At 63.6% G+C, this 11064-nt stretch carries 10 protein-coding genes; 8 read left to right on the top strand and 2 right to left on the bottom strand.

Annotation, left to right across the window (positions count from 1 at the left end; genetic code table 11):
- Positions 1-77 precede the first annotated feature (77 nt).
- The gene (locus EN884_RS11225) at positions 78-1052 is read left to right on the top strand and encodes an ABC transporter ATP-binding protein (RefSeq protein WP_013533007.1); all 975 of its coding nucleotides are present in this window, start codon (positions 78-80) and stop codon (positions 1050-1052) included.
- A 48-nt stretch (positions 1053-1100) separates the two neighbouring features.
- The gene (locus tag EN884_RS11220; RefSeq protein ID WP_063167552.1) at positions 1101-3128 is read left to right on the top strand and encodes a CocE/NonD family hydrolase; all 2028 of its coding nucleotides are present in this window, start codon (positions 1101-1103) and stop codon (positions 3126-3128) included.
- A 17-nt stretch (positions 3129-3145) separates the two neighbouring features.
- On the opposite strand, the gene EN884_RS11215 is transcribed toward EN884_RS11220, so the two are convergent.
- Positions 3146-4048 (bottom strand): LysR family transcriptional regulator, encoded by a 903-nt coding sequence (locus EN884_RS11215; RefSeq protein ID WP_063167551.1) that lies wholly within the window; start codon positions 4046-4048, stop codon positions 3146-3148.
- Between the two features lie 101 nt (positions 4049-4149).
- On the opposite strand from EN884_RS11215, the gene EN884_RS11210 reads away from it, so the two are divergent.
- The 3 genes from EN884_RS11210 to EN884_RS11200 all read left to right on the top strand — a co-directional run bounded on the left by EN884_RS11210 (position 4150) and on the right by EN884_RS11200 (position 6733).
- Entirely contained in the window at positions 4150-5139 is a 990-nt protein-coding gene (locus tag EN884_RS11210; protein WP_063167550.1) for a zinc-dependent alcohol dehydrogenase family protein, read from the top strand.
- A gap of 231 nt (positions 5140-5370) precedes the next feature.
- Positions 5371-5673 (top strand): zf-TFIIB domain-containing protein, encoded by a 303-nt coding sequence (locus EN884_RS11205; RefSeq protein WP_024502504.1) that lies wholly within the window; start codon positions 5371-5373, stop codon positions 5671-5673.
- A 73-nt stretch (positions 5674-5746) separates the two neighbouring features.
- Positions 5747-6733: a Tim44 domain-containing protein gene (locus EN884_RS11200; protein ID WP_128360556.1), complete on the top strand. Its 987-nt coding sequence runs from the start codon at positions 5747-5749 to the stop codon at positions 6731-6733.
- A 24-nt stretch (positions 6734-6757) separates the two neighbouring features.
- Here EN884_RS11200 and EN884_RS11195 read toward each other — a convergent pair whose 3' ends face one another.
- Entirely contained in the window at positions 6758-7855 is a 1098-nt protein-coding gene (locus EN884_RS11195) for a lactonase family protein (protein WP_063167548.1), read from the bottom strand.
- A gap of 199 nt (positions 7856-8054) precedes the next feature.
- Between EN884_RS11195 and EN884_RS11190 the strand changes: the two genes are divergently transcribed.
- The 3 genes from EN884_RS11190 to EN884_RS11180 are packed head-to-tail and all read left to right on the top strand — an operon-like array spanning position 8055 to position 10934.
- Positions 8055-8606, top strand: coding sequence for a MaoC family dehydratase (locus tag EN884_RS11190; RefSeq protein WP_013533014.1), 552 nt, complete (start codon positions 8055-8057; stop codon positions 8604-8606).
- Position 8607: 1 nt separating this feature from the next.
- A complete protein-coding gene (locus EN884_RS11185) occupies positions 8608-9768 on the top strand; it encodes a CaiB/BaiF CoA-transferase family protein (protein ID WP_063167547.1) in 1161 nt (386 codons plus the stop codon).
- On the top strand, positions 9765-10934 hold the full coding sequence (locus tag EN884_RS11180; RefSeq protein WP_063167546.1) for an extracellular solute-binding protein: 1170 nt from the start codon (positions 9765-9767) through the stop codon (positions 10932-10934). Before EN884_RS11185 ends, EN884_RS11180 begins: the two co-directional genes overlap by 4 nt.
- The last annotated feature ends 130 nt before the right edge of the window (positions 10935-11064 follow it).

Raw genomic sequence — 11064 nt, 5'->3', positions numbered from 1 at the left:
CCTCCCAACGCCCCTGTCGGCGGATCTCATATCGCCCATTGCTGGCACGCGGACGTTCCACTGGGGGCCATGAGCGCATGAACGAAGACCTGCTCCGTGTCAGCGACCTGCGCGTCTCGTTTCGGGTTGGCGGCCTGTCCGCCAGGCTCGCGGGGCGGGCCACCGAAATCGAAGCGGTCTCCGGCGTCAGCTTCACGCTTCAACGAGGCAGCACCTTCGCGCTGGTCGGCGAATCCGGCTCGGGCAAGACGACGCTGGCGCGCACCCTCAACGGTCTTCAGCCGGTGAAAGCAGGCACGATCGTGTTCGAAGGACAGGAACTGCAAGGCCTGTCCAACGCCGCGATGAAACCGGTGCGGCGGCGCATGCCGATGATGTTCCAGGATCCGGTCGGATCGCTGTCGCCGCGGCTCAGCGTGCGCTCGCTGCTGTCGGAGCCTTTCGTCATCCACGGTTTGTCGGATCGCGATCTCAACGCTGAAGTCACACGGCTTCTTGCGCTGGTCGGTCTGCCGCGCGATTTCGCCGACCGCTACCCGCACCAGCTATCCGGCGGCCAGGCGCGCCGCGTCGGCGTTGCGCGGGCGATCGCGCTGGACCCGGTGCTGGTCGTCGCCGACGAGCCGACCGCCGGCCTCGACGTCTCCGTGCAGGGAGAGGTGCTGAACCTGCTCAACGACCTGCGCGACCGCATGGGCCTGTCGATGCTGATCATCACCCACAATCTGCATGTCGTGCGCCAGATCGCCGACCGCATGGCGGTGATGTATCTCGGACGCTTCGTCGAGCAGGGCGAAACCGAAGCGATCTTCCGTGCCCCGCATCATCCCTATACGGCGGCCCTTCTGTCCGCCAACCCCGAGCCCGATCCAGATCGGGTGCACCAGCGCATCACGCTGCCGGCTGACGTTCCGTCCTTGCTGGCGCGCCCCTCAGGCTGCGAGTTTCACACACGCTGCCCGCAGGCCGAGGGCCGTTGCGCGCTGGATGTCCCCGTCCCGGCCTCGGTCGGCGACAGCCGTCTAACCTGCCATTTCCCGCTGAACACATAAGGATCGCCACCGGCGCAAGTGTCGGCCGGGGCGTTGAGAGGAGCCGCCATGCAAGATATCCGCATCGTCACCGATTTCCCGCGCAAAATCCGCGAGATCGAGAATTTGTGGATTCCGATGCCGGATGGCGTCAAGCTGGCGGCGCGTGTCTGGCTGCCGGAAGACGCGGAGAGCGATCCCGTGCCGGCGATCCTCGAATATTTGCCCTATCGCAAGCGTGACGGAACGGTGGAGCGCGATGCGCTGACGCATCCCTATTTCGCCGGTCACGGCTATGCCGGCGTGCGGGTCGATATGCGCGGCTCGGGCGACAGCGAAGGGCTGTGCAAGGGTGAGTATCTGAAGCAGGAGCAGGATGACTGCCTGGTGGTCATCGAATGGCTGGCGAGGCAATCCTGGTGCTCGGGAAGCGTCGGCATGATCGGCATCAGCTGGGGCGGCTTCAACGGGCTGCAGGTCGCGGCCCGCCGGCCGCCGGCGCTGAAAGCCGTCGTTTCGCTGTGCTCGACCGACGACCGCTATAACGACGACGTGCATTATCTCGGCGGCGCGATGATGTGCGACAATCTGATGTGGGGAACCACCGCCTGGGCCATCGCCATGACCCCGCCCGACCCGCTCATTGTCGGCGACCGCTGGCGCGATCTTTGGAAACAACGGCTGAATGGCAATGGCATCTGGATGCAGGACTGGTTTGAACACCAGCGCCGCGACGATTTCTACAAGCACGGTTCGATCTGCGAGGAATATTCCGATGTCGAAATCCCGGTCTACGCCGTCGGCGGCTGGGCCGACGGTTATCCCAATCCGATCTTCCGGATGCTGGAAAAGCTAAGCGGTCCCCGTAAAGGGCTGATTGGACCCTGGGGCCATAAATATCCGCACTTCGCCATGCCGGGACCGCGCATCGGCTTCCTGCAGGAGTGCCTGCGCTGGTGGGATCAATATCTCAAGGGCATAAACACCGGCATTGCCGACGAGCCGATGCTGCGCGCCTGGATTCAAGATCCCGCACGGCCGGCAGCGATCTATGACGAGCGACCCGGCCGCTGGGTCGCGGAGCCGGCATGGCCGGGGCCGGGAATCGGCGAAAAGGTGCTGAACCTTGCGCCGCATGTGCTGAGCGAGGCCAGGGGCGAAGACACGATCCTGGAGATTTCATCGCCGCAGACGGCCGGCCTGTCGTCCGGCGCCTGGTGCGGTTATGGCGTCATGCCTACCTTGCCGGTCGACCAACGCACGGAAGAAGGCAATGCCCTGATCTTCGAGACGGCGCCGTTGACCGAAGCGGTCGAGATCCTCGGTTTTCCCGAATTCGAGGTCAAGCTCTCCTCCGACAAGCCGGTTGCGCTTCTGTCCGCCACGCTGTCGCAAGTGTTCCCGGAAGGTGCTGCCTCGCGCATCAGCTACGGCATCCTCAATCTGAGCCATCGCAACGATGATCTGGACATCGTACCCATGGTGCCGGGCCGGGCGGAGACCGTCCGCATCAAGCTGCGCTGCTGCGGGCAGCGTTTCGAGGCTGGCGAGCGTATCCGGCTGGCACTGGCGACATCGCATTGGCCGATCGTCTTTCCGACCGCCGAGCAGGCGACGCTGTCGATCCATTGCGGGGACAGCCGGCTGATCCTGCCGGTGCGCGCGCCGCAGAAGCTGGACGACACGCTGGGGGCCTTCCTGGCTCCGGAAAGCGCCGCGCCGATGGAGCAGGAGGTTCTGGCCAAGGGCGACGGTTTTCAGCGCTCGGTTTCGACAGACCAGGTCACCAGCGAGACGGTCTACCAAGTCGTCAATGATGGCGGCACGGTGCGGCATCCGCATACGGGAATCGTCCTTTCAGCGAAGCATGTCGACCGGTTCTCCATTCACCCCGACGACCCGACCTCGGCGGTCGGCACCTGCACCTGGGAAAAATCCTATGGCCGCGGCGACTGGCAGGCGCGCCTTTCAGTGACGGCGACGGTGCGCGCGCTGCGCGACGTCTGGCGGATCGAGACCCACATCACTGCCCATGACGGAGACGAGCGGATCGTCGACCGCAGCGAGGTCAAGGAGTATCGGCGCGATCTCAACTGAGCGGCGGCGATTGGCAATCAGGCCATCGATTTCGGCAAGGCGACGGCCAGCGCATCGACGGCCAGCCGCACCTTCAGCGGCAGATGCGGTGTCTGCAGCCAAAGCGCGTGGCAGTCGTAGAGATATCGCGGCTGGTCCGGCAACAGCGCCATCAGCGCGCCGGCCTGAATGCGGTCGCGTACCAGCCACCAGGGCAGCCAGGCCAGCCCCATGCCGTCGGCGGCCGCGTCAGCGATGGCATCGAGATCGTCGAGCCGCAGCCGTCCGGTTGGCGTGATCTCGAGCGTGGGTTGCCCCTCGCGCACAAACAACCACGGGTGAACGACCTGGCCGAGCCGGCGGTAGACAATCGCCTGATGGTCGGCGAGATCCTCGATCCGCTGCGGCTCGCCATGAATTCTGAGATAAGAGGGTGCCGCGCAGACGACCATGCCCTGACGCGCGACGCGACGCGCAATCACCCCCACCTTGTCGTCAAGAGTGCCGGTGCGGATTGCGAGATCGTAGCCGTCCTCGGCAAGATCCGCCAAGCGGTCGGTGAGCGACAGGTCGAGTTCCAGCATCGGATATTGATGGGCCAGCTTCAGCAACACGGGGGTCACGCAATGGCGCCCGAAATGCGCCGGCATGGTGACCCGCAGTTTTCCACGTGGCTCCGAAAACTGTTCGGCGGCGAGCGCATCGGCGGCTTCGGCCTCGGCGAGCACCACCCGACAGCGTTCATAGTAAGCGCGGCCGAAGTCGGTCAGGCTCTGCCGTCGCGTGGTCCGGTTGAGCAGCCGCACGCCCAGCCGCTCCTCAAGAAACCGGACATGCTTGCCGACCATCGGTCCGGAGAGATCAAGCGCGACCGCCGCGGCCGCGAACGAGCCGAGATCGACCGCCTTGACGAACACGGCCATGCTCTCAAGCCGATCCATATTCAGAACTCCTGGTTTCTACTGTTCTTCTCTTACAGCCATTTATCCCTGGCAAGACCGGCTGCATAGCTCATTCGGTTCAGATGATTTGGAGTATCCGAATGACACGCGTAGTTCGCTTTCACCAGCATGGTGGCCCCGAGGTTCTGCGCATCGAGGATGTCGCGCTTTCCCCACCGGGTTCGGGCGAAGTTCAAATCCGGGTCAAGGCACTCGGCCTCAATCGCGCCGAAGCGCTGCTGCGCGCGGCTTCCTATATCGAGACGCCGACGCTCCCCTCGGGGCTTGGCCTCGAGGCAGCGGGCGTCATCGAGGCTATTGGTGTCGGCGTGAAGGATTTCGCGCCGGGCGACAGCGTCAGTGTCATCCCGCCGCAATCGATGATCCGCTGGCCGGCCTATGGCGAGTTTGCCACCTACCCCGCCGGACTTGTCGTCAAGCATCCGCCGTCGCTCGACTGGCAGACGGCAGCGGCCGTCTGGATGCAGTATCTCACCGCCTATGGCGCGCTGATCGATATCGCCGGGCTGCACAGCGGAGACCACGTGGTGATCACCGCAGCCTCGAGCAGCGTCGGGCTTGCGGCAATCCAGATCGCCAACAGGGTCGGTGCAACAGCGATTGCGGTGACGCGGACATCGGCGAAGAGGCAGGCCCTGCTCGATGCCGGCGCGGCTGAAGTCGTCACCTTGGCCGAGGAGGATTTGGCGGCACGGCTGAATGAGATCGCAGGGCCTGAAGGCGTGCGCGTCGTGTTCGATGCGATCGGCGGCCCGATCTTCGAGCCACTCACAGCGGCCATGTCGCGTGGCGGCATCCTCATCGAATATGGCGGTCTCAGCCGCGAGCCGACGCCATTCCCGCTGCCAGCGGTGCTGAGCAAGACGCTGACACTGCGCGGCTACCTCGTCCACGAGATCACCGGCAACCCTGTGAAACTCGAGGCCGCCAAGGCGTTTATCGTCGAAGGTCTGGAGCACGGAACGCTGAGGCCGATCATCGACAGGACCTTCGCGTTCGACCAAATCGTCGAGGCGCACCGCTACCTGGAGTCGAACGAGCAGTTCGGCAAGATCGTAGTGACGATCTGAGATCGTGGTGACGATTTGAATCGTGGTGACTGCCTGAGCAACGCTGGCGAACAAATCATTCTTGCAGGGCAATATCGACCTTGAAGCCGCGGCTTTGCATCCCTAACTGTTCGGTGCGGGCCGGGCCCCTCTGACTGTCGCTTTTGGCGATTGTGATGTCGGACCGCTTTAACGGGCCCGTTTCCATTCTTTCGGTCAAGCGGGCTCATTCCTTTCGGTTTGGAGCCCCGTATGACATCTACTTCCCTCCTCGGTATGGTTTGCCCCTCCTGCCGCGTCGCGCTCGTGATGAGCGAACGCCAGGGTATCGAAATCGACTACTGTCCGCAGTGCCGCGGCGTCTGGCTTGATCGAGGAGAACTCGACAAGATCATCGAGCGTTCCGGCAGGGAAGCGGCGCCCGCGCCGCAGCCACAGCCGGCAGCATTCTCCCAGCCACAACATGGCCAGAGCCGCGATGACGATTATTCCCGCTCGCACGGTCACCGCTATCCAAAGCGGAAGAAATCATTCTTCGAAGAGTTGTTCGACTGACCGCATGATGCCCGACATCCAGGCCGGCACTTGCTGAAACTTCCGAAACCACATCGACAAAGGTTCATCTCCGATGATTTCCCGCACCAGCCGATTTGCAGCCCTCTTTGCAGGACTGTTCCTTGCATTCTCCATGGTTGCGATGGACCATGCCGAGGCCCGTCGTGGCGGCAGTTTCGGCAGTCGTGGCATGCGTACGTTCCAATCGGCACCGCCGACCAGGACGGCCCCAGCACCGACCGCTCCGGTCGAGCGGGCGATGACGCCCAACACCGGTGTGAACAACGCGGCCCGGCAGCCGCAGGCCGGCCTGCAGAGGCCCGGCTTCATGAGCGGTTTCGGTGGAACGATGATGCGCGGCCTGTTGCTCGGCGGCCTGTTCGGCCTGCTTTTGGGTCAGGGCTTCGGCGGCCTGGCCGGCATGTTCGGTTTCCTGCTTCAGGCCTTGCTGATCGGTGGCGCGATCATGCTGGCCATCAGGTTCTTCCGCTCGCAATCCGCGCGCGGCCCCGCGCCGGCGCTCGCAGGTGCCGGCAATGCCCAGGCTTCGCGATTTGAGAACCGCTCAACGGCAGGGCAGCAGACTGCAGGCTCCTTCACAATTCCCGGTTTCAGCGGCGGTTCAGGTGGAGGCTCTCCGGCCGCCGCCTCCGAGGAGATCACGCTGGCCCAGACGGATCTCGACGCATTCCAGCAGCTGCTGACCGATGTCCAGGAAGCATTCGGGCGCGAAGACCATGCCGCTCTGCGCCGGGCGGTTACACCCGAAATGGTATCCTATCTTTCGGAAGAGTTGGCCGACAATGCCCAGAAAGGTCTCAGGAACGAGGTGACTGATATCACCTTGCTGCAGGCCGACATCGCGGAAAGCTGGCGCGAGGATGAGCGCGACTACGCCACAGCCGCCTTGCGCTACGAATCTCGTGACGTGACGCGCGAACGGGCCAGCGGCAAAATCGTCGCGGGCGACGATGATCATCCGACAGAGACGACCGAGCTGTGGACTTTCGTGCGTGAGAATGGATCGAACTGGAAGCTCTCGGCAATACAACAGGCTTGAGCCTCGGGCGATTTTTGTGGGCGTTCAGCGCACGATCTTGACGCACATCGGCGTGCCGATCTCGATGGCGCGCCCGGTGTCGGTCAGTATGCCGCTGTCGGCGTCGCGGGCGAAGATCGAAATGCGGTCGCCATTCTGGTTGGCGGAAAACAGATGGCCGCCTGACGGCGTCAGCGCCAGGTTACGCGGGGTCGCGCCGCCGCAAGGGATATAGCTGACGAGGCTGAGCGACCCTGTCTGCTGGTCGACCGCCATGATGACGACGCTGTCATGGCCGCGGTTGGAGCCGTAGACAAAACGGCCATCCGGTGAGATCTGGATATCGGCGCAGTGGTTGCTGTCGCGTGCCTCGGCCGGCACCGCCGGCTTTGCGTCGATGATCGAGAGCTTGCCGGTGGCTTCGTCCAGCGCCATCGACACGATGGTCGAATCCAGTTCGTTCATGACGAAGACGAAGCGTCCGTTCGGATGCAGTGCGAGGTGGCGTGGACCGGCGCCGGATGGCAAAGCGGATTCGGTTAGCTTGGCCAGATTGCCCTCGCGCTCGATCCGGTAAGACACCAGCCGGTCGATGCCGAGGTCGGCGACGATGGCTGTTCCCCCGCCGATGGTTTCGGTGACGCTGTGCGCATGCGAGCGTTCCTGCCGCGCCACATTCGGGCCGCTGCCCTCATGCGAAACGCTGGCGAGCGGCGCCGACAAGGCGCCGTTCTCTTCGAAGCCATAGACAGCCACCGCGCGATCCGGGCCGCCCTCGCCCATGCCGTAATTGGCGACCAGCAGTTTTGTCCCGTCGCGGGTGATGGTGTTGTGGGCGGCTATGCTGCCGAGCGACGGTTGCTTGTTCAGATAAATGAGCGTCCCCGAAGCTCGATCGAAGCTGTAAGCTGAGACGGTGCCCTCGCGCCAGGTGAACACTTCCGAGTTGGCGTAGATCCGCGAGCCGTCCGGTGTCACCGAGAGGAAGGTCGGATTGTCGACGTCGTTGGTCTCGGCCAGTTTTCGTGTTTCCAGCGTCGTCTCGTCAAAGCTGTAGACGCTGAGGCCGACGCCCCGAGCGCCCTGAAAATACGGCGCCTCGCGGTTCAGGCTGCCGACAAAGACCAGACAATTCTCGCGCATGATTTCCTCCCCTACCCGCCTGCGCTTTGGCGCGCGGGAGCAGCCAAAATTTCGCCTGTTCACGCTTGCAACGCAACCCCATATGTGAAAATACTATTTACAAAAGAAGATTGACGGGAGGAGACGTCTTGTATTTCGACGCCTTGATGCGTTTTCCGACAGCTGTGACGTGCCCCATGCAGGTCTGGCGGTGCCGACCATGAACGATTTCGCACCTACCGTCGGCGTCGCCTCGACGCATCCCAAGAACATGCCCGGAGATCACGCCGCGCTGCCGGTGTGGAATGCCGAAAACTGGTTCTACGAGGACTGGCCCGTCGGCCAGAAGATCCGCTCGTTGCGGCGCACAATGGCCGAAGGCGACAGCCATTTGTTCAACACGCTGGTGCTCGACATCCACCCCTATGTGCAGGACCAGATGTTTGCCGAGAACGAAGGCATTTTCGGCAAGCGGCTGATCGCCGGCGCCTTTGTCTTTTCGGCTGGCCTGGGGCTGGTCGCCACCAACTGCGTCAATGCCTTCTCCTATGGCTACGACAAGCTCCGCTTCATAAAACCCGTCTTCATTGGCGACACGATCTATTCGATCCGCTCCAACCTCGACAAGAAGCCCCGCTACAAGGAAATGGGGCTGATCCGCGCCAGCTATGAGGTGTTCAAGGGCGAAGGCGAGTTGGTTCTCTATTGCGAGCATCTGCAGACGGTGAAGTACCGCAACCCGGCCGACTTCGTCGGCAAGACGGAGAAATAGCATGCCGGCAGCAGCCGAATTGCCGCTCGCCGGTCTCGTCGTCGTCGACATGAGCCAGTTCCTGTCCGGGCCCTATTGCTCACTCAGGCTGCTCGATCTCGGCGCCCGCGTCATCAAGATCGAGCGTCCGGATGGCGGCGACCTGTCGCGCCGGCTCTATCTCAGCGACACCGAGATCGGCGGCGATTCCACCATCTTCCATGCCATCAACCGGGCCAAGGAAAGTCTTGCCATCGACCTCAAGAACGAGACCGATCTCGAGGCGTTGCGCGGCCTTCTGGCCAAGGCCGATGTGCTGATCCAGAATTTCCGGCCGGGCGTCATCGAGCGGCTCGGCTTGGACTATGAGGCGGTCCGCAAGATCAATCCGCGGCTGGTCTATGCCTCGATCAGCGGCTATGGCGAAGACGGACCATGGGTCAAGAGACCCGGCCAAGACCTGCTGGCGCAGGCGCGCTCCGGCGTGATGTGGCTGAACGGCGATGAGGACCAAGGGCCGGTGCCGTTCGGTCTTGCCATCGGCGACATGCTGGCCGGTGCCGCCTGCGCGCAGGGCATTCTGGCCGCACTCGTGCGGCGCGGCATCACCGGCCAGGGCAGCCATATCGAAACCAGTCTCCTGGAAGCGCTGGTCGATTTCCAGTTCGAGGTGCTGACGACGCATCTCAATGACGGCCGCCGGCTGCCCAGGCGCTCCAGCTTCCGCAGCGCGCATGCCTATCTGTCGGCGCCTTACGGTGTTTACCCGGCCAAGGACGGATACCTCGCCATCGCCATGACGCCGATTCCCAAGCTGGCCGATCTCCTGTCGCTCAGCGAACTCGCACCCTATCGCGACAAGCCTGCGTCGTGGTTCACCGCGCGTGACGACATCAAGGCGATCATCGCACAGCGGATCGCCACCAAGACGATCGACGAGTGGCTTGATATCCTCGAGCCGGCCGACATCTGGTGCGCCAAAGTGCTGACCTGGCCGGAGATGCTGGCGAGCGAAGGGTTCCATTCCCTCGGCATGCTGCAGACTGTGACGCGCGAGGACGATGTCTCGATCCTCACCACCAGTTCGCCGCTCCGGGTCGATGGCATAAGAGCCAAGGCCGATCGGGCGGCGCCCCGCATCGGCGAGCACAGTGCCGCCATCCGCGCGGAGTTCGGCCTGTGAGTTCGCCCAAGCTCAAAGGCATGACCTGGAGCCATCCGCGTGGCTATGATCCGATGGTCGCCTGCTCGGCGCTGTGGCAGCAGAAGACCGGTATTGCCATCGAATGGGACAAGCGCTCGCTGCAGGACTTCGAATCCTTCCCGGTCGAAGAACTGGCGCGCGCCTATGACCTCATCGTCATCGACCATCCGCATGTCGGCCAGATCACGGCCGAAGGCTGCCTGGAGCCGCTGGATGTCGCCGGACGCGAGGCGGAACGCACGGCCCTTGCCTCGGGCAGCATCGGCCAGTCCTATCCGAGCTACAACTGGCAAGGACGGCAATGGGCTTTCCCGATCGATGCGGCAACGCAGGTCCAGGCATGGCGTCCGGATGCGATCGGTGCGCCACCGGCGCGCTGGAGCGAGGTGCTCGATCTCGCCCGGCAAGGCCGCGTGCTGCTGCCGCTGCGGCCGCCTCACGTGTTGATGGTGTTCTACACGCTTGCCGGGAATCTCGGGCATGCCTGCACGACCGATCCATCCGACGATCTGATCGATGTGGAGATCGGTAGCCAAGTCTTCGAGGCAATGCGCGAGATCGCAGCGCTGGTCGATCCCGCGTGTTTCGAGATGGACCCGATTGCCGTCTCCGAACGTATGGCGGAGGCCGGTTCCAGGTTCGTCTGCGCGCCACTGATCTATGGTTACGTTTCCTATGCGACGGCTGGCTTTCGGGCGAACCGGCTGGCCTTTGCCGATGTTCCGGTCATCGGTTCCGGCGGCCCGGTCGGTTCGGCGCTTGGCGGCACCGGCATAGCCGTATCAGCCTTTTCCAAAGCCAGGGATGCCGCGATCGACTTCGCCTATTGGGTCGCGAGCGGCGATGTCCAGCGTGGCGCCTATGCCGCCGCCGGCGGCCAGCCCGGCCATGCAGCGGCCTGGGAGGACCAGGCTGTCAATGAAGCGACCGGCGACTTCTATCGGGATACGCGCGCGACGCTGGAGGGTGCATGGGTGCGGCCGCGCCACGACGGCTACATGACTTTCCAGCAAGCAGCATCCGAACGCATCCTTTCCGGCATGACCTCCCGGCATCAAGCCCGACAGGTTGTTGCCGATCTCAATCGCCTGTTTCGGGAGAGTTCCCCGGTGCAGGTGTCCGGCGCTGCCGGTGGAGGAGCCTGAACCAAACCGAACGGAGGAGAACGAGATGACAGGAATGATCCGCGGCCTGCTGGCCGCAACCGCGCTTGCCTCGCTTGCAACGACCGCCTTTGCGCAGGATGTGCAAGGCGTCATCGGCGGGCTGCCGACC

The sequence above is a fragment of the Mesorhizobium sp. M7A.F.Ca.AU.001.01.1.1 genome, from assembly GCF_004022735.1.
In the GTDB taxonomy this organism is placed as follows: domain Bacteria; phylum Pseudomonadota; class Alphaproteobacteria; order Rhizobiales; family Rhizobiaceae; genus Mesorhizobium; species Mesorhizobium ciceri.
Note: the sequence above shows the minus strand (reverse complement) of the source record. Positions and strands in the feature narration are given on the sequence as shown.

Bases quoted from the DNA above. Each gene is read 5' to 3' on its own strand.
- EN884_RS11225 (WP_013533007.1), top strand. From the start codon at position 78: ATGAACGAAGACCTGCTCCGTGTCAGCGACCTGCGCGTCTCGTTTCGG.
- EN884_RS11220 (WP_063167552.1), top strand. From the start codon at position 1,101: ATGCAAGATATCCGCATCGTCACCGATTTCCCGCGCAAAATCCGCGAG.
- EN884_RS11215 (WP_063167551.1), bottom strand. From the start codon at position 4,048: ATGGATCGGCTTGAGAGCATGGCCGTGTTCGTCAAGGCGGTCGATCTC.
- EN884_RS11210 (WP_063167550.1), top strand. From the start codon at position 4,150: ATGACACGCGTAGTTCGCTTTCACCAGCATGGTGGCCCCGAGGTTCTG.
- EN884_RS11205 (WP_024502504.1), top strand. From the start codon at position 5,371: ATGACATCTACTTCCCTCCTCGGTATGGTTTGCCCCTCCTGCCGCGTC.
- EN884_RS11200 (WP_128360556.1), top strand. From the start codon at position 5,747: ATGATTTCCCGCACCAGCCGATTTGCAGCCCTCTTTGCAGGACTGTTC.
- EN884_RS11195 (WP_063167548.1), bottom strand. From the start codon at position 7,855: ATGCGCGAGAATTGTCTGGTCTTTGTCGGCAGCCTGAACCGCGAGGCG.
- EN884_RS11190 (WP_013533014.1), top strand. From the start codon at position 8,055: ATGAACGATTTCGCACCTACCGTCGGCGTCGCCTCGACGCATCCCAAG.
- EN884_RS11185 (WP_063167547.1), top strand. From the start codon at position 8,608: ATGCCGGCAGCAGCCGAATTGCCGCTCGCCGGTCTCGTCGTCGTCGAC.